Genomic DNA, 22,623 nt, shown 5'->3' with positions numbered 1-22,623 from the left:
CTCAGGCGCTCCGCACGTTCTTGGCGTTCAGATCGGCGAACGCGATAGTCTCGGGGTTCTGGGCGGCGTGCGGATGCTCGGCGCTCGTGTAGATACGCAGGTGGGTCAGCTGCTTGCGGGCCAGGGGGCTTTCCTTGGGCAGCATGCGCTCGACGGCCTTCTCGAGCACGCGCTCAGGGAAGCGGCCGCCCAGCACGGCGCCGGCCGTGCGTTGCTTGACGCCGCCCGGGTGGCCGGTGTGCCAGTAATAGATCTTGTCGGTGAGCTTCTTGCCGGTGAACTTCACCTTGTCGGCGTTGATCACGACGACGAAGTCACCGCAGTCGACATGCGGGGTGTAGGTGGGCAGGTGCTTGCCGCGAAGACGGTTGGCGATGAAGGACGCGAGACGGCCGACCACGGCGTTCTCGGCGTCGATCACGATCCACTTCTTCTCGACCTCGGCGGGCTTCAGCGAAGCCGTGGTCTTCATCATGGGACGGGTTCCGTATAGCTGGCGGAGCTTTGCGGCCCCGACGTGAGCGGGCGCATATGCCGACAACGCCAGACGCTGTCAACTCACCCGCGCCAGATTTCCCTCACCCCTCTGAAAAGACTGAAGATTCTTGATACGGTATTATATTACCTCTTCTCGCTTTCCGCCTTCTGCTCGGCCAGGTACGCGGCGCTGAGGGTCTTCATCTCCTCAGCCTTGGGCATCAGCGTCGGGTAGAACTGCACGAAGGTGGTGTCCACCGCCCCGTGCTGCTCGTGGCACGCGTTGCAGCCGGAGGTCTGGGGCAGCGCGGTCGCCGGCTGCTCGCCGCCGGCGAAGGGGAAGAAGGCCCAGCCGGACTTGAAGCGCGTGGTGTCCTTCACGTGCGCCTCGCGGCCCATGGTGTCGCCCTGGAAGAGGCCCTTCTTGTTGATCGAGCCCCGCTGTTCACCCGCCCGGGCTTCCAGCATGAAGATGGTCTTATCCGGCCAGGTCCCGGTCTTCTGGAAGACCGCATAGGCCTCGCGGTTGACGAAGACGTTGTCGAACATGTGGTGGTCGGCCATGCCGGGACTGTCGGTGTAGGCCATGTCCATGCCGCTCGAGAGGTAGACCCAGCTACGGTAGTCCTTGGGGAACTGCAGCTTGCCGTCGGCGGTGTAGGCGACCGCTGGAGTCTGGGGCTGGGCGTGCGACGCCGCGCTCACGGCGAGCCCGCCGGCCAGGAACGCCGCGGCGATGAGAACGCCAGACTTCATTTGAAACCCCCGAAAGCCGCCGGACCTGGCCGCCTTTGTGGGCCACAGCGGTGAGCTGCACAATGACGTGGAGCCGACGATTCCAGCCACCGTCTTAGAGGCGGCGCACCCGCCAGGCGAAGGCGACGGCGAGGCTGAGGGTCAGGGCCGCGATGAGCTGGTGGGCGACGCCCAGGCCGATCGGCACGCGGGCCATCAGGGTCGCGATCCCGAGGCCTGCCTGGACCAGCACCAGGGCCGAGACCATGACGCCCAACAGCTTCGATTCCGGCGGCAGGTAGGATGAGCGCCAGGCCCCGACGCCCAGCGCCAGCGCCGCGAACGCCAGGACATAGGCGACCAGCCGGTGATGCAGCTGCACCGCGCCCTGGCTGTGCGCCAGCGTCGCCCAGAGGCCGTGGCCGGCGTAGTCCTGCGGCAGCAGATGGCCGGCGAACAGCGGCCAGTCGTTGTAGACTAGCCCGGCCTGGTTGCCCGCCACCAGGGCCCCCAGCAGGATCTGCAGGTAGATCAGCGCCACCAGGCCCAGCGCGCGGCCGCCCCATGGGCTGGGCAGGGTCTGGCGCGCCGAACCCGCCCAGGCGTCGAGCGCCGTCCAGACCAGCGCGCCCAGCAGGGCGAAGGCGATGCCCAGATGCATCATGAGACGCTCCGGAGCGACATAGATCCGGTGCGCCAGGCCGCTCGCCACCATCCACCAGCCGACCAGGGGCTCCAGTCCGCAGAGCACGACGATGGCGCCGAACTGCCACCAGAGCCGGCGCGGCAGGTCTCGCCGTACGGCGAACCAGATCAGCGGGACGAGGAACACCGCGCCCAGCAGCCGCGCCAGGAAGCGGTGCGACCACTCCCACCAGTAGATGAAGCGGAACTGCTCCAGGGTCATGCCCGGGTTCACGAACTGGAACTGCGGGATCGCCCGGTAGCCGTCGAACGCCGCGCGCCAGTCGGCCTGGCTGAGCGGCGGCAGGGCGCCGGAGACCGGCTTCCACTCGGTGATCGAGAGGCCCGAGCCGGTCAGGCGCGTCGTGCCGCCCAGCACCACCATGCCGAGCACCAGGGCGGCGACCGCCAAAAGCCAGGCGGCCACGGCGCGGGAACGGTCGGAACGCAGGAACGACGTCATCGCGCCTGCGCTACAGCGGAAAGGGCCGTCCGTCCACGTCTGCGCCCCTTGCGGCTTTCAACGGCCCGCGCCCACGGCTAAGCAGCGGCGATGAACCCGCGCCTGCGCAAGCTGATCGGCCTTTTCGGCATCCTGGGCTTCCTGGTCCTCTATATCGGCCTGGTGGTGCGCGTGGCGCTGCTCGTGCCCGACCACGGCCCGCTGCAGTTCGCCTTCTACGCCCTGGCCGGCGTGCTCTGGGGCGTGCCGATCCTGCCCCTGATCCGCTGGATGAACCAGCCCTAGCCCTTCTTGAGCGCCGCCAGGCAGGCTTCGCGCGCCCAGCGCAGCCGCGGGCTGCGGACAGCCTGGACGGCGGCGATGGCCTTGGGCTTGTAGGCCTCCACGACGCCGGGCTTGGGCTCGACGAAGGGGATGGAGCAGACCCGCGAGGCGCCCAGCACCGGGCCGTCCTTGGGGTCCAGCACGTGCAGCACCGCCGCCGGGGCGCGCGGCAGGGCCTGGGCCAGGGCGATGCCCAGGCCTTCCGACGGGCCGGCGTCCGTTCCTTCAGCCAGTAGAGGCGCGATGGCGATCCAGGCCGGCTCCCCGTTGGCCATGCCGTCGAGGATGACGTCCCACTGCCCGGCGCGGTTCAGCCGGTTGACGGTGGCCGCCGCGCCCTCGCGCTCTATGCTGGCGCGCACCTCCGGCAGGTTCGGCCGCACCTGGGCGTGCGCCATCGAAGCGGCGAGCGCCGCGGCCATCACGATCGTTCCGAATTTAGCGTTTGCCGTCATGCCATAAGCCGCTAGAAGACCCGCTCGCCGCGAGGCGTCGGAGCGTAGCGCAGCCTGGTAGCGCACTTGACTGGGGGTCAAGGGGTCGCAGGTTCAAATCCTGTCGCTCCGACCATCGCAATCCTCATTGAAGCGATGTCGTAGGCCGTTTCGGCGGCGGGCGGGCTCGGATGGGCTAGCCGAGCAGCCGGTCCAGGTCGCGTTTGGCGGCTTCGAGGTCTTCGAGGGCGCGCAACAGGCTGGGCCGGTCGCCGACGGGCGCGGAAGCCTGGCCGGGAGCCGGCGGCTTCGCACCCTCGCCGCCTTCACCGCCGCCCGCGCCCACCAGGCGGCGCAGGCCTTCCTCGCGGTGCAGGCGCTGGACGCCCTTGATGGTGTAGCCCTCGTCGTGCAGCAGATGGCGCACGCCGCGCAGCACAGCGATGTCCGAGGGACGGTAGAACCGCCGGCCGCCCGCCCGCTTCATCGGCCGGATGAAGGCGAACTTGGTTTCCCAGAACCGCAGGACGTGTTGCGGCACGTGAAGCTCGTCCGCCGCTTCGGATATGGTCCGAAAGGCTTCCGGCCCCTTGGCCACCTGTCAGTGCGCCTTCAACGCGCGAGCGCCCGGTCGACGCGGGCCTTCATCACCTGGGAGGCGCGGAAGCCGATCACCCGGCGCGGCTCGATGGCGGCGGGCTCGCCCGTCTTGGGGTTGCGACCCATGCGGGCGCGCTTGGCGCGGACCTGGAAGACGCCGAAGCCGGAGAGTTTGACCTGCTCGCCCTTCTCCAGGGCCACGGCCATCAGTTCGAGGACGCGCTCCACCAGTTCGCCGCAATCCTGGCGAGTCAGGCCGACTTCCTCGTGAACCGCCTCGCACAGATCGGCTCGTGTAACCGTCGCGCCCTTCATCCTCGCCTGCTCCCCTAGACGGTAGCGTCACCGTGCCTTGATTGTCCTATCCCGTCAAAGACTTCAAGCGTCGGATTGCCGACTTTCCTTAAGCGCTAGAGTCGGATGACGCAGGCACCCCAAGTGAGGCCTCCGCCCATGGCCTCCAGCAAGAGCAGCTGGCCCGGCTTGATTCGGCCGTCGCGCACGCCCTGGTCGAGGGCGAGCGGGATGGAGGCGGCGGAGGTGTTGGCGTGCTGGTCCAGGGTGGTGATCACCTTGGCCTCGTCGATTCCGACCCGCTTGGCGACGCCCTGCAGGATGCGCAGGTTGGCCTGGTGCGGTACGAACCAGTCGACGCTGGCCACCTCGACGCCGGCGTCTTCAGCCGCGGACGTGATCGCCTCGGAGATGTTCACCACCGCGTGGCGAAACACCTGATTGCCCTGCATCCGCAGCTTGCCGACCTGGCCGTTGGTGGACGGGCCGCCGTCGACGTAGAGCAGCTCCTGCTTCGTCCCGTCGGCGCGCAGGGCGAAGCCCAAGAGGCCGCGGTCGGCGGTGGTCCCCTGCCCGGCCTGCGGCTCCAGCACCACTGCGCCCGCGCCGTCGCCGAACAGGACGCAGGTGCCGCGGTCGGCCCAGTCCATCAGCCGGGTCATGGTCTCCGCCCCGATCACCAGGGCGCATTTGGAGCGGTTGCGGGCCACGAAGCCGTCGGCCACCGACAGGGCGTAGACGAAACCCGAGCAGACCGCCTGGACGTCGAAGGCCACGCCCACCGGGCAGCCCAGCTTGCGCTGCACGATGGTGGCGACCGCGGGGAAGGTCAGGTCCGGCGTGGTGGTAGCCACGATGATCAGGTCGACCTCGTCCGGCGTGCGGCCGGCCATCTCCAGCGCCTTGCGCGCCGCGGCCACGGCCAGGTCGGAGACCGGCTCGTCGTCGCGCACCTGGTGGCGCTGGCGGATGCCGGTGCGCTCGACGATCCATTCGTCGGAAGTGTCCACAAATTTGGCGAGGTCGTCGTTGGTGACCACCTTCTCGGGCAGGTAGCCGCCCACGCCGGTCACCACGCTACGCAACACGCTCGTCAACCTTCGGCTCCTTGAGACGCGCCCGCGTCGGCGGGCGCCGGCGCGGCCTCGGCCAGCGCATCGGGGAGCCGTCTCATATTCCGTTCGATCTCCGCGGAGAAGCCACTGCGCGCCAGATCGACCGCCAGGCGGATCGCCAGGTCGAAATCCCGGGCGCTGGCGCCGCCATGGGCCTTGAGCACGATGCCGTTCAGGCCAAGCAGCGGCGCGGCCGGCGTCGGGCTCATCCGTTCCCGGAACTTTTGCAGGGCCGGCCGGGCCAGGATCGCCCCCATTGAGGCCAGCAGGTTGGAGGTGAGCGAGGTGCGCAGCTCGCTGGTGATGAACCGCGCCGCGCCCTCCATGGCCTTCAGCGCCACATTGCCGGTGAAGCCGTCGGTGACGACGACGTCGACGCCGCCGCGGGTGATGTCGTCGCCTTCCACGAAGCCGCGGTAGTCGAGGTCGATCTTGCCTTCGCGCAGAATGCTGTGCGCCTCGCGCACCTCTTCGTGGCCCTTCATCTCCTCGGCGCCGACGTTCAGCAGGCCGACGGTGGGCTTCAAGGTGCCGTGGGCGGCGCGGTGGAAGGCCTCGCCCATGATCGCGAACTCCACCAACCGGGCGGCGTCGCAGTCGATGTTAGCGCCCACGTCGAGGAAGGTGGTCACCCCGCGCGGCGTCGGGATCGAGGTGACCAGCGCCGGGCGCTCCAGGTCGCCGCTCATCCGCAGGATCAACTTGGAGATGGCCATCAGGGCGCCGGTGTTGCCGGCCGAGACCGCCGCCTGGGCCTGGCCTTCGCGCAGGGCCTCCACGGCGTTCCACATCGAGGTGCCCTTGCCGCGGCGCAGGGCCTGGGCGGGTTTCTCGTCCATGGCGATGACCCGCTCGGCGTGACGGATCTCCACCCGCTGGCGGGCCTCGTTGTGACGGGCCAGGCCCTGGGCGATCGCCGCCTCGTCGCCATGCAGCAGGAAGCGCACGTCCTGCGGCAGGGCCGCCGCGGCGCGGATCACGGCCGGGAGGATCACGGGCGGCCCGTGGTCTCCGCCCATGGCGTCGATCGAAATCACCAGCGGTTGGGTCAAGACGGCGCTTTGGTCCTTCGACGGGTCCCGCCGGATTCGGCGGCGACGATAGCCCTCAGGCTCGGCAATGCAAACAAGGCCTTAAGGCCCTACGGCCCGTCGTCCTTCAACTTCTTGAGCACGGCGAAGGGCGAGTCCGGTTCCGGCGGCGGCTCATAGGCGAATTCCACCCCCGGCTTCCGGGCGAAGGGGTTGATCTCCAGCGCCAGATGCTCGACCACATAGGCCGAAAGGTCGATGGCGTCGGTCTCCGAGATGTCCGGCGGATCGGGCGCGTCGAGGTCCAGCTCAAGCTCGCCGCTGGGGGCCTCGTCCGCCTGGGGACTGCCGGCCGGGACGACGCGGACGTCGATGTCGCCGGCCAGCGGATGCTCGAAGGGCTCCGCCGACACGGCGCAGAGCTGTTCCACCACAGCCTCGAACCGGCCGGTGATCTCCACCCCGTCCATCCAGGGCTTCAAGGTGAGGTCGGCGGTGAGCGCCGGCAGGCTTTCCAGGCCGAGCGTCTTGGCGACCTTGGCGCGTTCGACGGCGTCGGGCTCCAGGCGCAGGCGGCGCGTATCCCGCATCTCGGAGAGCCGCACCGGCGTGGTCCAGGCCTCCGTCATGGCGTCCCGTCGACCTTGGGCGCGGCCCAGTCGACCTCGCCGGCTTCCAGCCGCTCCAGGGACTGGCCGGCCAGGGCGGCGCGTTGGTCCAGGACGTAGGCCGCCAGCCGGGGCGCGGGGGTCGGGTCGGCTTCGGCGTAGACCGTGCGGGCCAGCAAGGCTTCGAGCGGAGCCGGGTCCGGCAGGGCCTGGATCGCGGCGTCATAGGACTTGCCGCGGCCAAAGATCGCCTCGCCCAGCTTGCGCATCTTGCGGCCCACGGCGAGATCGCCGACGCCGAGCTCGCGGAGCGCGTGGTCCAGGTCCTTCACGAAGGTGTCGAACAGGGCCTGGGAGACCTCGACCGCCCGCTCGCCGCCCTCCGCGGCCGGGCCCTGCAAACGTTCGATCAGCAGCACCACGTGCAGGCTGTAGATCTCGAATCGCCCCTCCACCGTGTCGGGCGCGCCGAGATCGGAATAGAGCGCGGGTTCACGCGACTGCTCCACCGCCCGGGCGTAGAGCGCCCGGCCGGCCAGCAGCGTAGGGCGGGGTCGGAACAGTCGGTCCAGCAACATGACGCCTCGATTTCGCCCGATCCGGCCCATAAAGCCGCATTGAACTAAGGGGCGAGCGACGATAGGTCAAAGGCCTCACGCATCAGATCAGGTTCCAACGTCGCCAATGACCTCCCGAGCCGCCTACGCCGCCCTAGCCGCCGGCCTGCTGATCCCAGCCGCCGCGGCCAGCCTGACGGCCTGCGCGCCGGTGACCAGCTATTCCGGATTCCAGGCGATCGAGTCCGATCCGAAAGAGGTGAAGATCGGCACCGACACCATGTCGACCGTGCGCGGCCGGCTCGGTTCGCCCTCGGCGGTGGGCACCTTCGACAGCAACACCTGGTTCTACATGAACCAGCTGAAGTCCCGGGTGGCCTTCAAGCGGCCTGAGGTGATCGCGCGCAACGTGACGGCGATCACCTTCAACAAGGACTCGGAACTGGTGGAGAGCGTCAACACGCTCACCCTGAAGGACGGCAAGGTGGTGGCCTTCAACGACCGCGAGACCCCGACCCGCGGCCGCGAGCTGAGCGTGCTGGAGCAGATCCTCGGCAACATTGGCCGCGGCGGCTTCCTGCCCAACCAGGACCAGGACGCCCCCGGCAACCGCCCGGGCCAAGGCCGGAACTGAGCGCGCAGCGCTCATCCCCGCGAAAACGGGGATCCCGATCCAAAGAAAAACGCCCCGGAGATCGCTCTCCGGGGTGTCTTCGTGTCAGCCGTGGCTGAAGCCTAGTGGATCACCCCGTGGGCCAGGACCGCCAGGAGCAGCAGGGCCACGATGTTGGTGATCTTGATCATCGGGTTCACGGCGGGACCCGAGGTGTCCTTGTAGGGGTCGCCGACGGTGTCGCCGGTCACGGCCGCCTTGTGGGCTTCCGAACCCTTGCCGCCGTAGTGGCCCTCTTCGATCAGCTTCTTGGCGTTGTCCCAGGCGCCGCCGCCCGAGGTCATAGAGATGGCGACGAAGAGGCCGGTGACGATCACGCCCATCAGCATGGCGCCCAGGGACGCGAAGCCGTTCACCTTGCCGGCGATGGCGCGGATCACGAAGAACAGCACGATCGGCGAGAGCACCGGCAGCAGCGAGGGGACGATCATCTCCTTGATCGCCGCCTGGGTCAGGATGGCCACGGCGCGGCCGTACTCCGGCTTCACCTCGCCGGTCATGATCCCCGGGTTCTCACGGAACTGACGGCGGACTTCCTCCACCACCGCTTCCGCCGCCCGGCCCACCGCGGTCATCGAGAGGCCGCCGAACAGGAACGGCAAGAGGCCCCCGAACAGCAGGCCCACCACGACGTAGGGGTTGGAAAGGTCGAAGGCGACCGGTCCCAGCTGGTCGAAGAAGCTCCCCGGGGCGGCGTTGGCCGCGAAGAACTTCAGGTCCTCGGTGTAGGCCGCGAACAGCACCAGGGCGCCCAGGCCGGCCGAGCCGATGGCGTAGCCCTTGGTGACCGCCTTGGTGGTGTTGCCGACCGCGTCGAGGGCGTCGGTGGTGACGCGGACTTCCGGGGGAAGGCCGGCCATCTCGGCGATGCCGCCGGCGTTGTCGGTGACCGGGCCGAAGGCGTCCAGCGCCACGATGAAGCCGGCCAGCGACAGCATCGAGGTGGTGGCGATAGCGATGCCGAACAGGCCCGCCAGGTTGTAGGTGACGATGATGCCGACAATGATGGTCAGCGCCGGCAGGGCGGTGGACTCCAGCGACATGGCCAGGCCCTGGATCACGTTGGTGCCGTGGCCGCTCACCGAGGCCTTAGCCACCGACTTCACCGGGCGGAAGCCCGTGCCGGTGTAGTACTCGGTGATCACCACGATCAGCGCCGTCACCACCAGGCCGGCGATGCCGCACCAGAACAGGCTGTCGGCGTCGAAGGTCTTGGTCCCCACCGTCAGCGGGGCGGTGACCAGGGCGTGCATCACCCACCAGATCGCGCCGATGGACAGGACGCCGGTGACGATCAGGCCCTGGTAGAGCGCGCCCATGATATTGTTGGACTTGCCCAGGCGAACGAAGAACGTGCCGATGATCGAGGTGACGATGCAGACGCCGCAGATGGCCAGTGGCACCAGCATCATGTTGCTCACCGCCTCGGTGCCGCGGAAGAAGATCGCCGCCAGCACCATGGTGGCGACCGTGGTCACCGCATAGGTCTCGAACAGGTCGGCGGCCATGCCGGCGCAGTCGCCGACGTTGTCGCCGACGTTATCGGCGATGGTGGCGGCGTTACGCGGGTCATCCTCGGGGATGCCGGCCTCGACCTTGCCCACCATGTCGCCGCCAACGTCGGCGCCCTTGGTGAAGATGCCGCCGCCCAGACGGGCGAAGATGGAGATCAGCGAGGCGCCGAAGCCCAGGGCCACCATGGAGTCCACCACCTCGCGGCTGGTGTTCTCGTGACCCAGCGGGCCGGTCAGCACGGCGTAGTAGCCGGCGACGCCGATCAGGGCGAAGCCCGCCACCAGCATGCCGGTGATGGCGCCGGAGCGGAAGGCCAGCGACAGGCCCTTGGCCAGGCCCTCGGACGCCGCCTGGGCCGTGCGCACATTGGCGCGGACCGAGATCAGCATGCCGACGAAGCCGGCCGCGCCCGACAGGATCGCGCCGGTGGCGAAGCCGATGGCCGCCAGCGGGCCGATCAGGAAGAAGACGGCGATCAGGATCACCACGCCGACCACGCCGATGGCGGTGTACTGCTTGTTCAGATAGGCCTGCGCACCCTCTTGGATGGCGGCGGCGATCTCCTGCATCTTCGCATTGCCGGGCGAGGCCCGGAGCAGCGAGGCGGTCTGCACGGCGCCGTAAAGCACCGCGAGCAGGCCGGCGGCGATCACCAGCATCAGAATCGAACTCATATCGTGCGCACCCCTTTACGATCGCGCGGAGGGGGAGCGATCGCCGTCGAAATGAGACGGCCCCGGCTCGTTCCCAGCCCCTGGTTTCCCCAAATGCGGGACGCGCTCTCCGACGCGACCCCGACAAGAGGCGCGAAAGTGCCAAAGTTGGCCGGTGGGCGCAACCTGCGGCGCGGCTTGAGATGCTTAAGGCCGTTCCAAGGGATGGTCCGGCGCAGCCGGCCCCTTACCCTTCGGGCTTGTCTGGCGCAGCCGGACGGGGCGGCATCACGTGCTTCTGAGGCGTCTGCGAGGTGAGCGTCACCGAGGCCACCGCGCCGGGGGCGATGGCGTTGGCCTCGCGGGTCATGACCGCCAGGAGCTTGGCCTCGTCCACCTTCTGCCAGTCGTTCGCCAGCACGAAAGGCGTCTTGTGGCCGTCGCGGACCAGGGCGTCGCGGAACATCGGCTCCTTGTCGCGGACCTTGGTGATGTCGGCGCTCGCCTTCAGGTTCACCCGGACATAGACGAAGACGTAGTTGACCAGCCGCCCGTCGGCGACGATCGGCAGGGCCACCGGCTGCAGGTCGACGTACTGGCCGGCGGGCGCCTTGTCCTTAGGCTTCTCCGCCGCCTGCGCGGCGCCGGCGGCGAGGCTCATCGCGGCAAGTATCGGGGCAGCCAACAGTATCAGGGGGCGTCGGGTCATGGCGAAAGCCTACGCCCGGGCCCCTTGCTGGAAGGTTGCCGGCCCAGGAGCCGAGGCGCTCAGGCCTCCAGCGGCGCGGCCGTCTCGCCCAGAGCCGCGCTCTCCGCCCGGATGCGCAGCCACAGCATCGAGGCGTTTAAGAGGGAGAACACCACCGCATAGGCCGTCAGGCCGAACACCAGCGGCAGGACGGCGATCTCGCCTACCACCACGGCGTAGTTCGGGTGCGGGATGAAGCGGTAGGGCCCCTTGCGCACCAGGGTCTCGCCGGGGACAACGATGATCCGTGTGGTCCAGCGCCGGCCAATCGAGGCCAGGACCCAGACGCGCAGGGCCTCCAGCACGACATAGGCCGTGAGCCAGGCGAGGTTCGCCGGCCGGTCCCAGGCCAACCACCAGAGGCCCGCCAGCCAGGCGGCGTGAAGGCCCACCATCAGCGGATAGTGCTCCGCCCCGCGCTCGACCCCGCCCATCGCCAACAGGCGCCGGGTGTTGCGCCGCGCCAGCACCAGCTCGCCCAACCGCTGGGCGGTGACCAGGCCGAGGATGACGACCGAGAGGATCATGCCGCTTCCAGGGTCACCGCGGCGGCGGTGAAGCCCGGACCCATGGCGGTGAGCACCGAGCGCCTGGGCAGGCCGGCCTTGCGCGCCCGGTCGAGGATGAAGAGCACGGTGGGCGAGGACATGTTGCCGTGGTCGGCCAGCACCTCGCGCTCGTGGTCGAGGGCGCCCTGCCCCAGGTCGAGGGCCGCTTCCAGGGCTTCGATCACCCGCATGCCGCCCGGATGGCAGATAAAGCGGCCGACGTCCTCGAGACCGAAGCCCTGGCGGGCCAGCATGGCCTCCATCACGGGCCTGACCTCCCGGCGGACGAAGGGCGGCAGGTCGCGGGCCAGGACCACGCCCAGGCCGTCGGGATCGACCCGCCAGCCCATGATGTCGAGGGTGTCGGGGAAGGTGTGCTCGCCGCAGCCCGTGATCGCCGCGAAGCCGTCGGCCGCCTTGCCGCCCAGCACGCAGGCCGCTGCCCCGTCGCCGAAGATCGCCGTGGAGACGATGTCGGCCTTGCCGACGGCGTCCAGGTGGAAGGCCATGGAGCAGAGCTCGACGCAGACCAGCAGCACCCTGGCGCCGGGCTGGGCCCTGGCGATCCGCCAGGCCAGCGCCAGGCCGCCCGCCCCGCCCGCGCAGCCCAGGCCGAACAGCGGGACGCGGATGGCGTCCGGCCGAAAGCCCATCCGGCCCATGGCGCGGGCCTCCAGGCTGGGCGTGGATATGCCGGTGGTGGAAACGGTGACGATGGCGTCGACCTCGCCGCCGGTCAGGCCGGCCTCGGCCAGGGCCGCCGCGGCCGCCCGGCAGAAGAGGTCGAGGGCGGCGGCGTCATAGGCCTGGGCGCGCTCCGGCCAGCCGCGCGGCTCGAGGTACCATTCGGCGGGCATGGCGAGCTGGCGGTTGTGGACCCCGGCATGGCGGTAGACCGGCGCCATGCGCTCGAAGTTGGCGGCGCGGCCGTCGAACACCTGGCCGGCCGCCGCGATCATCTCGTCCTGGCTGAGGTTGTGCGGCGGCGAGGCCGTCGCCAGGGACAGCAGTTTCACGGTGGCGGTCATGGTGGTCCTGACTCGGGCTGTCCCCCCTGAGCCAACCCCCTCAAAAGACGGAGGTTCCTTTTACGTTGTCCGGCTAAAGATGCCGCCAGCCGGCCTGGGCGATCTCGACCGTCCGGCCGCCCGCCAGCACCCGCACGCCAGGCTCGGCCGTGATCTCGCCGATGGCCGTGAAACCTGCGGGCGGCGGGCCGGGAAACGCCGCCGCGACCTCGTAGTCGTCGCCGCCGGTCGCCAGCCGCACCAGGGCCGCCGTCCGGTCGGGCTGGACGCCGAGCCAGGCGCGCGCCGGCGGCGAGAGCGGCAGGGCGTCGAGGTCGAGGGTCAGGCCCGTCCCGCTGGCCTCGGCGATGTGCCCCGCGTCGGCGATCAGGCCGTCGGAGACGTCGGCGGCGGCGTGGGCGTGGCCCGACAGAGCCTGGCGCAGGTCGAGCCGGGGGTTCGGCAGCCGGTAGCGGCCGGATAGCCAGCCGTCGGGGTCGGCGAGCTCGCCCCGAACCGCCGCCAGGCCCAGGACGCCGTCGCCGATCGTCCCGCTGACCGCCAGGACGTCGCCGGCCCGGGCGCCGGCCCGGCGCACCATGCGGCCTTCGGGGACCCAGCCCAGCGCGGTCAGGCTGGCGGTGAAGGGCCCGGGCGTGCCGACCGTGTCGCCGCCTAGCAGGGCGACGCCGAACGCCCGCAGGTCTTCGCCCAGGCCCCGGGCGAAAGCCTCGCGGTCGGCCACGCCGTAGGCCGGCGGCCAGGCGACGGCGAGAAAGACGCCGAAGGGCTCGGCCGCCTTGGCCGCCAGGTCGGAGAGGTTCACCCGCACCAGCTTGCGGGCCACGAGGTCGGCGGCCTCGCCCAGCGGCACATGGACGCCTTCGACGAGGGCGTCCTTGGTGACCACCAGGTCGAAGCCCGGCCGTTGCGGGACGATCGCCGCGTCGTCCAGGAGGTCGAAGGCCCCGACCGCGCCGCCGGTCAGCGGCCGGAACAGCCGCGCGATCTCGGAGAACTCGCCGCCGCCGGACATCAGCCCCGGGTTTCTTGCGCCACCGAGTCCAGGGCGCCGTTGACGAAACCCGGTTCCGGCCCCTCGAAGAAGGACTTCGCCAGCTCGACATATTCGTCGATGACCACCTCGGTGGGCACGTCGGGCCGTTCGATCAGCTCATAGGCGCCGGCCCGCAGGATGGCGCGCGCCGTGGCGTCGAGACGGTCAAGCCGCCAGCCGGCCGCCAGCTTGCGCGCGATGGCCGCGTCGACGGCCTTCTGCTTGGCCACCACGCCGCGCACCAGGTCGGCGAAGAAGGCCTCGTCGGCGGCGGCGAGCGGGGCCTCGTCCTCGTCGGCGTCGCGGTCGAAGCGGTGCTCGGCGAACTCGCGGATGACGGCCTCGGCGCCGACGCTGGAGACCTCCATCTGGTAGAGGGCCTGCACCGCGGCCAGGCGCGCCACCGAGCGCGGCTTCGGTGTGTCGGCTTTCGAGGAATCGCTCATCGCGCGCCGGCCAGGAACTGCTGGCGCAGCTCCACCATGGTGAGCGCCGCGCGCGCCGCGCCGCCGCCCTTGTCGCCCTCGCTGGCGCGGGCCCGCGCCCAGGCCTGCTCCTCGTCCTCGCAGGTCAGGATGCCGTTGCCGATGCACAGCCGCTTGCCGACAGTCAGATCCATGATCCCGCGGGCGCTCTCGTTGGAGACGATCTCGAAGTGGTAGGTCTCGCCGCGGATCACCGTGCCCAGGGCCACATAGCCGTCGTAGGCCGTACCCGCCGTACGGTGGCCGCCCTCCTCCGCCAGCGCGATGGCGCCGGGGATCTCCAGCGCGCCCGGCACGGTCACCACCTCATAGGCCGCGCCGTGCGCCGTCAGGGCGTCAACCGCGCCCTTGAGCAGCTCGTCCGCCAGATCGGAATAGAAGCGCGCCTCGACGATGAGGATGCGGACGGTGTCTTCGCTCAAGGCGCGGGCCCCTTCGGTTCTGAAGGCAACCCTTTAGGCGGTTTCTTGGAAGCGCGCGAGATAGCGCGCCAGCATGTCGATCTCCAGGTTGACCCGCGAGCCCGCCGTCAGCTCGCCCAGGGTGGTCGCCTCCCAGGTGTGCGGGATCAGGTTGACGCCGAAGACGTCGTCCTTGACCTCGTTGACCGTCAGCGACACGCCCTCGACGGTGATCGAGCCTTTCGGCGCGATGAAACGGTGCAGCGGCCGGGGCGCGCGGATGCGCACCCGGTGCGAGCCGCCCTCGGCCGCAACGCTCAGGACCTCGCCGATCCCGTCCACATGGCCGGAGACGATATGCCCGCCCAACTCGTCGCCCACCTTGGCGGCGCGCTCCAGGTTGACCCGGCGGCCTTCCGTCCAGGCATCGAGGGTGGTGAGGCCCAGGGTCTCGCCGGAGACCTCGACGGCGAACCAGCCCTCGCCCTTCTCCACCACGGTCAGGCAGCAGCCGGCGTGGCTGATCGAGGCGCCGATGTCGACGCCCGCGAGATCATAGGCCGTCTCGATCTCGAAACGGCGGTCGCGGTCGGTGTCGCGCACGGCGCGCACGCGGCCGACGTCGGTGACGATCCCGGTGAACATCAGGCTTTCTCGTATCGCTCCCAGAGGTCGGGACCCAGCTCGCGGACCTCGACCCGCCGGAAATGGGGCGCCGCGGCCAAGCTCGCAACCGCCAGCGCGCCGAGCCCCGGCCGCCCCTCGCCCCCGATCAGCACGGGGGCGCGGAACCACTCCAGCGCGTCCACCAGGCCGCAGCGCACGAAGCTCGCTGCCACCTGGCCGCCGCCCTCGACGAAAAGCCGGCCCAGGCCCTCGGCGGCCAGCGCCGCGACCACGGTCTTCAGCTCCGGCCGGTCCTCGCCGACCGCGCGGACGGTGAGCACCCGGACGCCGGCCGCGACCAGGGCCGGGTCGGGCTCGGTGGTGGCGATGATGTAGGTGGGCGCGTCGCGGGCGGTCTTCACCAGCTTGCAGTCGGGCGACAGCCGCTGGCGGCTGTCCAGCACCACGCGGGCCGGCTGGAGGCCGTTGTAGCCCGGCAGGCGCACGGTGAGCTCCGGATCGTCGGCGAGCGCGGTCTCGACGCCCACGACCACCGCGTCATGCTCGGCGCGCAGCCGATGGACCGCCTCGCGCGCCGCCTCGCCGGTGATCCAGCGGCTCTCGCCCGACGCCGTGGCGATACGGCCATCCAGGGACGTGGCGAGCTTGAGAGTGACGGTCATTTCGATTTCCGCTTCCCCGGCGAAAGCCGGGGTCCAAGCTGAGGTTCCGCATCAAGATCGCAAGGCCGCTTGGATCCCGGCTTCCGCCGGGACGATCGGATCTTACTCCTCCGCCACCTCGGCCAGGCCCTCGTCGCCGAGGAACTTGGCGAAATCGGTGGTCTCTTTGAAGTCGCGGTAGACGGAGGCGTAGCGGACATAGGCCACGTCATCGAGGGCCTTGAGCTGCTTCATGACCAGCTCGCCCACCGCCGAGGACGGCAGTTCGGTCTCGCCCATGCTTTCGAGCTGGCGGACGATGAAGGAGATCATCCGCTCGACGCGTTCGGGATCCACCGGCCGCTTGCGGATGGCCACCGAGATCGAACGGGCCAGCTTGTCGCGCTCGAAGGGGGTGCGGCGGCCCGAACGCTTGATGATGGTGAGTTCGCGCAGCTGCACACGCTCGAAGGTGGTGAAGCGGCCGCCGCAGTCCGGGCACAGGCGGCGGCGGCGGATGGCCGCGCCATCCTCCGACGGACGGCTGTCCTTCACCTGGCTTTCGGCGTGGCCGCAGAACGGGCAGCGCATGATCTGGCCCCCTTTCGGCCGACTGACCCCTATCCGTTGTAGATAGGGAAGCGCTGCGTCAACTGAAGAACTTCGCTGCGGACCTTCTGCTCGACGGCGGAATTGTCGCCGCCGGCTTTCAGGCCGTCGAGAACTTCTCCGATCCAGGTCCCGATCTGGCGGAACTCGGCGGGGCCAAAACCGCGGGTGGTGCCGGCCGGCGTGCCGACCCGCAGGCCGGACGTCTGGACCGGCGGCAGCGGGTCGAAGGGGATGCCGTTCTTGTTGGTGGTGATCCCGGCGCGCTCCAGGGTGATCTCGGCCTGCGCGCCCGTGACCGACTTGGGCGTCAGGTCCACCAGCATCAGGTGGCTGTCGGTGCCGTTGGAGACGATCTTGAAGCCGGCGCTCTGCAGGCTGTCGGCGAGCGCGCGGGCGTTGTCGATCACATTGCGGGCATAAACCTTGAATTCTGGCCTCAGCGCCTCGCCGAAGGCCACGGCCTTAGCGGCGATCACGTGCATCAAGGGTCCGCCCTGCAGGCCGGGGAAGACCGCCGAGTTGATCTTCTGGGCCCACTTCTTGGAGTTGGTCAGGATCATGCCGCCGCGCGGGCCGCGCAGGGTCTTGTGGGTGGTGGTGGTGACGATGTCGGCATGCGGGAACGGGTTCGGATAAACACCGCCGGCCACCAGGCCCGCGTAGTGGGCGATGTCGACCATCAGCAGCGCCTCCACCTCATCGGCGATGGCTTTGAACTGCTCGAAGTCGATGTGGCGCGAATAGGCCGAGCCGCCGGCGATGATCACCTTGGGCTTGTGCTCGCGGGCGACCTCCCAGGCCTGGTCGTAGTCGATCAGGTGGTCCTGGGGGCGGACGCCATAGGCCACGGGATGGAACCACTTGCCGGACTGGTTGATCGGCATGCCGTGGGTCAGGTGGCCGCCCGCCGCCAGGTTCATGCCCATGAAGGTGTCGCCGGGGGTCATGGTGGCCATGAACACCGCCTGGTTCGCCTGGCTGCCGGAGTGCGGCTGGACGTTGGCGAATTCACAGCCGAACAGCTGCTTCGCGCGCTCCTGGGCCAAGGTCTCGGCCTCGTCCACCACCTCGCAGCCGCCGTAGTAGCGCTTGCCCGGATAGCCCTCGGCGTACTTGTTGGTGAGCACCGAGCCCTGGGCCTCTAGGACGGCGCGCGAGACGATGTTCTCCGACGCGATCAGCTCGATCTGGTCCTGCTGCCGCTTCAGCTCCGCGGCCAGGATCTTCGCCAGGTCCGGATCGCCCTCGTCGACGCCGGCGCTGAAGAAACCGTCGGGAGACTGGGCTTGCATCTGGAGCGTCAAGGGCGGCGCCTTTCGGGTCGGTGGAAGGATCTGGCGTGAGAATCTGGGAGCGGAGTGCGCTCTTTACCCCCAAAGGCCCCTGGCCTCCAACGCCAGGACCGGCGCTTGCGAACGATCCGCAAAAAGTCCGGAACAATCTTCCGCCCGCGGCGTTGTCCCTTCGCCCGCCGTGCCGGTCCTGCGCTGGCGTCAGGGCATTGTCGTGTCAGCAGTTTGGGGGATTCCAATGAGCGCTGGACCGGACCCGGAGGGGCCTTCGGGCGAGGATCTGATGCGGTTGGGGACGGAGATCGTATCCGCCTTCGTCAGCCGCAACGCGGTGCCGGCGGACGCCCTGCCCGATGTGATCCGCACCGTTCACCAGGCGCTGGAAGGGCTGTCGCGCGACACCGCCGCCCCGGTCGTCGAGGAACGCTCGAAGCCGGCGGTCTCCATCGGCCGCAGCGTGCAGCACGATTTCATCGTCTGCCTGGAAGACGGCAAGAAGCTGAAGATGCTGAAGCGCTACCTGCGCTCGCGCTACAACATGAGCCCGGACGACTACCGCAAGCGCTGGGGCCTGCCGCCGGACTATCCGATGGTGGCGCCGGCCTATGCGGCGCGGCGCTCCGACTTCGCCAAGCAGATCGGCCTCGGCCGCGGCGTCAGGCGGCGCAAGTAGGATGGACCACCCGCACGGCGGACTGCGCCCGTTCCACGCCTCCGGCTACGAGATCTTCGACGACTTCGCCGAAGCTGGCGAGGTGACGATCTGGTCGCGTTCAGCCCTGCCGCCCCGGCTGGGCGACCTGTTCAACATCCAGACCCGCGGAGCTCTGCGGGAACTCTGCGTGGACGAGGTGCGCACCTTCACCGGCGGCTGGTCGGCCACCTGCCGCGCCGAACAGCCCTGAAGCTGGGCTGAAGAGACCGCTTCCGCCCCTGCCTCCGCGGGTCTAGCCTTCCGGGAAAACCTCCTTCCCAAGGATCCCAGGGAGGACGCCCATGAGCGTCGCCGATCGGCCCAAGGCCTGGACCAGCGAATTCCGCCAACCCCGCAATTCGGCCGCCGAGGCCAAGGGCTCGATCCACGACGACGCCACGGCCGCGAAGCTGGGCTTCAAGGGCGGCACGGTGGCGGGCTCCATCCACATGGACCAGTTCGTCCCCGGCCTTCTCGCCTTCATGGGGGAGCGCTGGTTCGAGATCGGGGCGATGTCGCTCTACTTCGCCCAGGCCACGGTGGACGCCGAGGCGGTGCAGGCCCAGGTCGAGGCCGGCGAAGACCGCTGCCGGCTCACTATGCGCAACGAAGCCGGCGCGCAGATCTGCGAGGGCACGGCGAGTTTCGGCCGCGACCCGGAATCCGAGCTCGCCCGCCGCCTGGCCGCCCAGACGCCCGCCGATCCCGAAGCCTTGCGCATCCTGAAGGCGATGCGGGTGGGGGAAGAGCATCACGGCATGCCGGTGCGCGTCGAAGCCGACTATCTGGCGAAGTCCTTGGAGCGGTTGACCGAGCCCCTGCCCGCCTACCGCGACGAGCTAGTGCTGCCGCCCTCGCACGTGGTGCACCTGGCGCACCAAACCCGCACCCGCGTCCTGGCCAACTCCGCCCGGCCGTCGGTGGGGCTGTTCGGTGCGCTGGAGGTCGAGCAGTTCCACGGGCCCTTACGCGCCGGCGTCGACTACCGGGCGCGCAGCAAGGTGCTGAAGCTTACCGAGAGCCCGAAGACCGAGAACGTCTGGTACGAGGTGGTCTTCACCCACCCAACCGACGGCCCCGACCTCGGCCGGGTGCTCTACCTGCTGCGCTTCATGAAGGCGTCGTCGCCGCTGTGGGCGAGCTAAGTTCGTAATTCATGCCGCTCATCCCGGTGGGATGAGCGGGAATTAGGCCGCGACCCCGCCGACGCGTTGGATGTTGCAGTGGACCCAGAGCTGCTCCAGGGCCGCCACCAGCTTGTCCATCATCTCGTCGGTGTGGGCCGGCGTGGGCGTGAAGCGCAGGCGCTCGGTCCCGCGCGGCACGGTGGGGTAGTTGATCGGCTGGACGTAGATACCGAAGTCCTCGAGCAGGATGTCGGAGATCATCTTGCAGTGGACCGCGTCGCCAACCAGCACCGGCACGATGTGGCAGACGCTGGGCATGACCGGCAGGCCGGCCTTGATCAGGCGCGCCTTCAGCGAGGCCGCCCGCTCCTGGTGGGCCTCGCGGATCTCGTTGTGGGCCTTAAGGTAGCGGATCGAGGCCACCGCGCCCGCGGCCAGCGCCGGCGGGATCGAGGTGGTGAAGATGAAGCCGTCGGCGTAGCTGCGGATGGCGTCGCAGATCACCGCGTCGGCGGCGATGTAGCCGCCCATGACGCCGAAGGCCTTGCCCAGGGTGCCTTCGATGATGTCGATCTCGGCCATCACGCCGTCGCGCTCGGCGACGCCGGCGCCGCGCGGCCCGTACATGCCGACCGCGTGGACCTCGTCGATGTAGGTCATGGCGCCGTACGCCTTGGCCAGCGCTACGATGGCCGGGATGTCGGCGATGTCGCCGTCCATGGAATAGACGCTCTCGAAGGCGATCAGCTTCGGCAGGGCCGGATCGGTCGCCGCCAGCAGTTCTTCCAGGTGCTCCAGGTCGTTATGGCGGAAGATCTTCTTCTCGCCCTTGTGGGCGCGGATGCCGCTGATCATCGAGTTGTGGTTCAACGCGTCGGAGAAGATCACCAGGCCCGGCAGGATCTTGTGCAGGGTCGACAGCGACGCCTCGTTGGAGACGTAGCCAGAGGTGAAGAGGAGCGCGGCTTCCTTCTGGTGGAGGTCGGCGAGCTCATGCTCCAGCTCGACGTGGTAGTGCGTCGTGCCCGAGATGTTGCGCGTGCCGCCCGAGCCCGAACCGGCCTCGTCGATGGCCTTCTTCATGGCCTCGGTGACCACGGGGTTCTGGCCCTGGCCAAGATAGTCGTTGGAGCACCAGACGGTGACGTCGCACTGGCTGCCGTCGTCGCGCGTCCAGGTGGCGCGCGGGAACTGGCCGCGATGCCGCTTGAGGTCGGCGAACACCCGGTATCGGCCTTCCGACCGAACCTTCTGCACTGCGTCTTCGAATGCGGCCTTGTAATCCATCGACGTCTATACCCGGGTCCCGCGTCGGTTTTGGTCGCGCGGGCGGCCGGTTCCCTCTGATGCGCCCCCTTTATAGATGCGCCAGGGGGTTTTGGCGCCGTTGGCCTGCGATGTCCATAAGACGGGCGGTCGCGAATTATGACCTTTCGTCACGGACTCTGACAATTCGTGAACAATGGTTACCTGGGACGTATTTCAGTCGCATTGCGCCAGGTTCAAGGCCTCAGGCGGGCGCGCGCCCCCGGAACAGTTCCAGAATCGCCGAGAAGTCCTTGCCGCCGCCGCCGAGGCGCTCGAACAGGGCGTAGAGCCCCTCGGCCTGGGCGCCTAAGGGCGTGGCGGCGCCGGCCTTGGCCGCAGCGTCCTGCGCCAGCTTCAGGTCCTTCAGCATCATGGCCGTGGCGAAGCCGCCCTCGTAGTTGCGATTCGACGGCGCCGTGGGCACCGGACCCGGCCAGGGGCAGTAGCTGGTCAGGCTCCAGCTCTGGCCCGAGGACTTCGACGCGATCTCGAAGAACCGCTCCGGCTCCAAGCCGAGCTTTTCGGCGAGCGCGAAGGCCTCGCAAGTGGCGATCATCGTCGCGCCCAGCACCATGTTGTTGCAGATCTTGGCCGCCTGCCCCGCGCCATGGTCGCCCGCGCGGATGGTGATGCGCGACATCGGCGAGATCAGGGCCTCGACCGCCGTGAAATCCTCATCGGCGCAGCCGACCATGAAGGCCAGGGTCCCGGCCTCGGCGCCGGCCTGGCCGCCGGAGACGGGGGCGTCGGCGAAGCGGAAGCCGCGCCCGGCCATGCCGCCGGCGACGGCGCGGGCGCTCTCCACGTCGATGGTGGAGCAGTCGATCATCAGCGTGCCGGGCTTCGCATTGGGCGCGATCGCCTCGTCATAGACGGCGCGCACATGATGGCCGGCCGGCAACATGGTGATGATGGCGTCAGCGGCCTTCGCCGCCTCGGCGGCAGAGCCGGCGGCGATGCAGCCCGCGCCCACCGCCTTCTCCAGAGCGGCCTTCGACAGGTCGAAAGCCAGGACTTCATGACCCGCCTTGGCTTGGTTGGCGGCCATGCCGCCGCCCATGTTGCCGAGGCCGATGAAGGCGATGCGGGTCATGAAATCCTCTTAAGCTGCTGTCTTACTTGGGTTTGCGGAACTTGTAGATGAACTGGTCCGTCTGCCCCTGGGAGAAGCCGTCGCGGATGCCCTTGGTGTGGTCGTCGGCGGGGTTCTTCAGCACAGTGCTCTCGCCTTCGTACTTGAAGCCCGCGGCGGTGACTTCCTGCTTCACCACGGCCGGATCGATGCGGTGGAGGGTCTTGGTGGAGTTCGGGTCGCCGGCGTTGGCCACGTGGTCGAGCACGATGAAGACGCCGCCCGGCTTCAGGGCGTCATAGATCGACTTGTCGAAGGCCAGCATATCGATGCCCGGCGCGTTCTTCACGTCGTGATAGTTCTGCGAGGTCCAGACGACGTCGGCCTTGGTGGGGATCACCACGCCGCCGGTCAATGGCGCATGGATCGACTTGACGTTGGCGTAGTTCGGATCGGCGGCGATCACGTCCTGGGCCGGCGTCGGCGCGGGCTTGGCGGGATCGTTGGAGACCCGCGGCGGGCCGCTGACGGCGTAGACCGTCCCTTTGGCGCCCACGGCCTTCGAGAAGATGCGGGTGAAGTAGCCGCCCCCCGGCAGGAAATCGACGACTGTCATGCCGGGCTTCACCCCGGCGAATTCCATCATCTCGGCGGGCTTGCGGTCGGCATCGCGCTTGGTGTCCGCCTCAGGGCGGCCCTTGTCGGCGACGGCGGCGGCGATGTAGGCCGCCGGGGCGGCGTAGGCGGCCGCGGCGGTGACGACGACGGCCACGGCGGCCGCGAGCATCAGCTTCGATTTCATCTGGGTGGTCCCTCCAAGGACGGGCGTTCGCTCCGCCGT

29 protein-coding genes and 1 tRNA gene are annotated in these 22,623 nt (G+C 69.3%); 6 read left to right on the top strand and 24 right to left on the bottom strand.

Annotated features, from left to right (window positions below):
• Position 1 precedes the first annotated feature (1 nt).
• From rplM to E8A49_RS06245, 3 genes are all read right to left on the bottom strand, one after another.
• Positions 2-475: a 50S ribosomal protein L13 gene (rplM, locus tag E8A49_RS06255; RefSeq protein WP_293377730.1), complete on the bottom strand. Its 474-nt coding sequence runs from the start codon at positions 473-475 to the stop codon at positions 2-4.
• Positions 476-621: 146 nt separating this feature from the next.
• Complete coding sequence (locus tag E8A49_RS06250; RefSeq protein ID WP_293377727.1) at positions 622-1,233, bottom strand: cytochrome P460 family protein; 612 nt, start codon at positions 1,231-1,233, stop codon at positions 622-624.
• Positions 1,234-1,327: 94 nt separating this feature from the next.
• Positions 1,328-2,359 carry a COX15/CtaA family protein gene (locus E8A49_RS06245; protein WP_293377724.1) on the bottom strand — a complete coding sequence of 344 codons (1,032 nt, stop codon included), beginning with the start codon at positions 2,357-2,359 and terminating at the stop codon, positions 1,328-1,330.
• A 90-nt stretch (positions 2,360-2,449) separates the two neighbouring features.
• Between E8A49_RS06245 and E8A49_RS06240 the strand changes: the two genes are divergently transcribed.
• A complete protein-coding gene (locus E8A49_RS06240) occupies positions 2,450-2,644 on the top strand; it encodes a DUF2842 domain-containing protein (protein WP_293377721.1) in 195 nt (64 codons plus the stop codon).
• On the opposite strand, the gene E8A49_RS06235 is transcribed toward E8A49_RS06240, so the two are convergent.
• Entirely contained in the window at positions 2,641-3,105 is a 465-nt protein-coding gene (locus E8A49_RS06235) for a hypothetical protein (protein WP_293377718.1), read from the bottom strand. The two genes, E8A49_RS06240 and E8A49_RS06235, sit on opposite strands and share 4 nt — an antisense overlap.
• Positions 3,106-3,176: 71 nt before the next feature.
• Between E8A49_RS06235 and E8A49_RS06230 the strand changes: the two genes are divergently transcribed.
• Positions 3,177-3,253, top strand: a tRNA-Pro gene (locus E8A49_RS06230).
• Between the two features lie 60 nt (positions 3,254-3,313).
• On the opposite strand, the gene E8A49_RS06225 is transcribed toward E8A49_RS06230, so the two are convergent.
• The 6 genes from E8A49_RS06225 to E8A49_RS06200 all read right to left on the bottom strand — a co-directional run bounded on the left by E8A49_RS06225 (position 3,314) and on the right by E8A49_RS06200 (position 7,343).
• Positions 3,314-3,715 (bottom strand): MerR family transcriptional regulator, encoded by a 402-nt coding sequence (locus tag E8A49_RS06225; RefSeq protein ID WP_293377715.1) that lies wholly within the window; start codon positions 3,713-3,715, stop codon positions 3,314-3,316.
• A gap of 14 nt (positions 3,716-3,729) precedes the next feature.
• Complete coding sequence (locus E8A49_RS06220; protein ID WP_293365954.1) at positions 3,730-4,032, bottom strand: integration host factor subunit alpha; 303 nt, start codon at positions 4,030-4,032, stop codon at positions 3,730-3,732.
• A 95-nt stretch (positions 4,033-4,127) separates the two neighbouring features.
• Positions 4,128-5,108, bottom strand: coding sequence for a beta-ketoacyl-ACP synthase III (locus E8A49_RS06215; RefSeq protein WP_293377712.1), 981 nt, complete (start codon positions 5,106-5,108; stop codon positions 4,128-4,130).
• Entirely contained in the window at positions 5,105-6,178 is a 1,074-nt protein-coding gene (gene plsX, locus E8A49_RS06210; protein ID WP_293377709.1) for a phosphate acyltransferase PlsX, read from the bottom strand. The genes E8A49_RS06215 and plsX overlap by 4 nt, the downstream gene beginning before the upstream one ends.
• Positions 6,179-6,267: 89 nt before the next feature.
• On the bottom strand, positions 6,268-6,786 hold the full coding sequence (locus tag E8A49_RS06205) for a DUF177 domain-containing protein (RefSeq protein WP_293377706.1): 519 nt from the start codon (positions 6,784-6,786) through the stop codon (positions 6,268-6,270).
• Complete coding sequence (locus E8A49_RS06200; protein WP_293377703.1) at positions 6,783-7,343, bottom strand: ubiquinol-cytochrome C chaperone family protein; 561 nt, start codon at positions 7,341-7,343, stop codon at positions 6,783-6,785. Before E8A49_RS06200 ends, E8A49_RS06205 begins: the two co-directional genes overlap by 4 nt.
• Positions 7,344-7,449: 106 nt before the next feature.
• Between E8A49_RS06200 and bamE the strand changes: the two genes are divergently transcribed.
• Entirely contained in the window at positions 7,450-7,956 is a 507-nt protein-coding gene (bamE, locus tag E8A49_RS06195) for an outer membrane protein assembly factor BamE (protein ID WP_293377700.1), read from the top strand.
• A gap of 101 nt (positions 7,957-8,057) precedes the next feature.
• On the opposite strand, the gene E8A49_RS06190 is transcribed toward bamE, so the two are convergent.
• The 11 genes from E8A49_RS06190 to glyA form a co-directional block, all read right to left on the bottom strand.
• On the bottom strand, positions 8,058-10,184 hold the full coding sequence (locus tag E8A49_RS06190; RefSeq protein ID WP_293377697.1) for a sodium-translocating pyrophosphatase: 2,127 nt from the start codon (positions 10,182-10,184) through the stop codon (positions 8,058-8,060).
• Positions 10,185-10,410: 226 nt separating this feature from the next.
• A complete protein-coding gene (locus tag E8A49_RS06185; RefSeq protein ID WP_293377694.1) occupies positions 10,411-10,872 on the bottom strand; it encodes a hypothetical protein in 462 nt (153 codons plus the stop codon).
• 59 nt (positions 10,873-10,931) lie between these two features.
• Entirely contained in the window at positions 10,932-11,438 is a 507-nt protein-coding gene (locus E8A49_RS06180; RefSeq protein ID WP_293377691.1) for an isoprenylcysteine carboxylmethyltransferase family protein, read from the bottom strand.
• Positions 11,435-12,487 (bottom strand): 3-oxoacyl-[acyl-carrier-protein] synthase III C-terminal domain-containing protein, encoded by a 1,053-nt coding sequence (locus E8A49_RS06175; protein WP_293377688.1) that lies wholly within the window; start codon positions 12,485-12,487, stop codon positions 11,435-11,437. The genes E8A49_RS06180 and E8A49_RS06175 overlap by 4 nt, the downstream gene beginning before the upstream one ends.
• A 73-nt stretch (positions 12,488-12,560) precedes the next feature.
• Positions 12,561-13,502: a thiamine-phosphate kinase gene (gene thiL, locus E8A49_RS06170; protein ID WP_293377685.1), complete on the bottom strand. Its 942-nt coding sequence runs from the start codon at positions 13,500-13,502 to the stop codon at positions 12,561-12,563.
• Positions 13,502-13,969: a transcription antitermination factor NusB gene (gene nusB / locus E8A49_RS06165; protein ID WP_293377682.1), complete on the bottom strand. Its 468-nt coding sequence runs from the start codon at positions 13,967-13,969 to the stop codon at positions 13,502-13,504. The genes thiL and nusB overlap by 1 nt, the downstream gene beginning before the upstream one ends.
• Positions 13,966-14,430 (bottom strand): 6,7-dimethyl-8-ribityllumazine synthase, encoded by a 465-nt coding sequence (gene ribH, locus E8A49_RS06160; RefSeq protein WP_293377679.1) that lies wholly within the window; start codon positions 14,428-14,430, stop codon positions 13,966-13,968. Before ribH ends, nusB begins: the two co-directional genes overlap by 4 nt.
• A gap of 33 nt (positions 14,431-14,463) precedes the next feature.
• On the bottom strand, positions 14,464-15,054 hold the full coding sequence (locus E8A49_RS06155; RefSeq protein WP_293377676.1) for a riboflavin synthase: 591 nt from the start codon (positions 15,052-15,054) through the stop codon (positions 14,464-14,466).
• Positions 15,054-15,698, bottom strand: a complete 645-nt coding sequence (locus E8A49_RS06150; protein ID WP_293377673.1) for a RibD family protein — start codon at positions 15,696-15,698, stop codon at positions 15,054-15,056. The genes E8A49_RS06155 and E8A49_RS06150 overlap by 1 nt, the downstream gene beginning before the upstream one ends.
• Before the next feature lie 102 nt (positions 15,699-15,800).
• Complete coding sequence (nrdR, locus tag E8A49_RS06145; protein ID WP_293377670.1) at positions 15,801-16,268, bottom strand: transcriptional regulator NrdR; 468 nt, start codon at positions 16,266-16,268, stop codon at positions 15,801-15,803.
• Between the two features lie 29 nt (positions 16,269-16,297).
• Positions 16,298-17,581, bottom strand: coding sequence for a serine hydroxymethyltransferase (gene glyA, locus E8A49_RS06140; protein ID WP_293377667.1), 1,284 nt, complete (start codon positions 17,579-17,581; stop codon positions 16,298-16,300).
• A 238-nt stretch (positions 17,582-17,819) separates the two neighbouring features.
• Here glyA and E8A49_RS06135 point away from each other — a divergent pair, with 238 nt between their 5' ends.
• The 3 genes from E8A49_RS06135 to E8A49_RS06125 all read left to right on the top strand — a co-directional run bounded on the left by E8A49_RS06135 (position 17,820) and on the right by E8A49_RS06125 (position 19,420).
• Positions 17,820-18,254 (top strand): MucR family transcriptional regulator, encoded by a 435-nt coding sequence (locus E8A49_RS06135; RefSeq protein WP_293377664.1) that lies wholly within the window; start codon positions 17,820-17,822, stop codon positions 18,252-18,254.
• A gap of 1 nt (position 18,255) precedes the next feature.
• A complete protein-coding gene (locus E8A49_RS06130; protein WP_293377661.1) occupies positions 18,256-18,486 on the top strand; it encodes a hypothetical protein in 231 nt (76 codons plus the stop codon).
• A gap of 91 nt (positions 18,487-18,577) precedes the next feature.
• Complete coding sequence (locus tag E8A49_RS06125; RefSeq protein ID WP_293377658.1) at positions 18,578-19,420, top strand: hypothetical protein; 843 nt, start codon at positions 18,578-18,580, stop codon at positions 19,418-19,420.
• A 42-nt stretch (positions 19,421-19,462) separates the two neighbouring features.
• Here the strand turns inward: E8A49_RS06125 and hemA are convergent, their stop codons facing one another.
• The 3 genes from hemA to E8A49_RS06110 all read right to left on the bottom strand — a co-directional run bounded on the left by hemA (position 19,463) and on the right by E8A49_RS06110 (position 22,584).
• Positions 19,463-20,689 carry a 5-aminolevulinate synthase gene (gene hemA / locus E8A49_RS06120; RefSeq protein ID WP_293377655.1) on the bottom strand — a complete coding sequence of 409 codons (1,227 nt, stop codon included), beginning with the start codon at positions 20,687-20,689 and terminating at the stop codon, positions 19,463-19,465.
• A 223-nt stretch (positions 20,690-20,912) separates the two neighbouring features.
• Entirely contained in the window at positions 20,913-21,803 is an 891-nt protein-coding gene (mmsB, locus tag E8A49_RS06115; protein WP_293377652.1) for a 3-hydroxyisobutyrate dehydrogenase, read from the bottom strand.
• A gap of 22 nt (positions 21,804-21,825) precedes the next feature.
• A complete protein-coding gene (locus E8A49_RS06110; protein WP_293377649.1) occupies positions 21,826-22,584 on the bottom strand; it encodes a methyltransferase in 759 nt (252 codons plus the stop codon).
• Positions 22,585-22,623: the final 39 nt, after the last annotated feature.

Origin of the sequence: Phenylobacterium sp. (assembly GCF_004799515.1) — a bacterium.
Taxonomy (GTDB): domain Bacteria; phylum Pseudomonadota; class Alphaproteobacteria; order Caulobacterales; family Caulobacteraceae; genus Phenylobacterium.
This window is presented reverse-complemented; position numbering and strand designations above follow the sequence as displayed.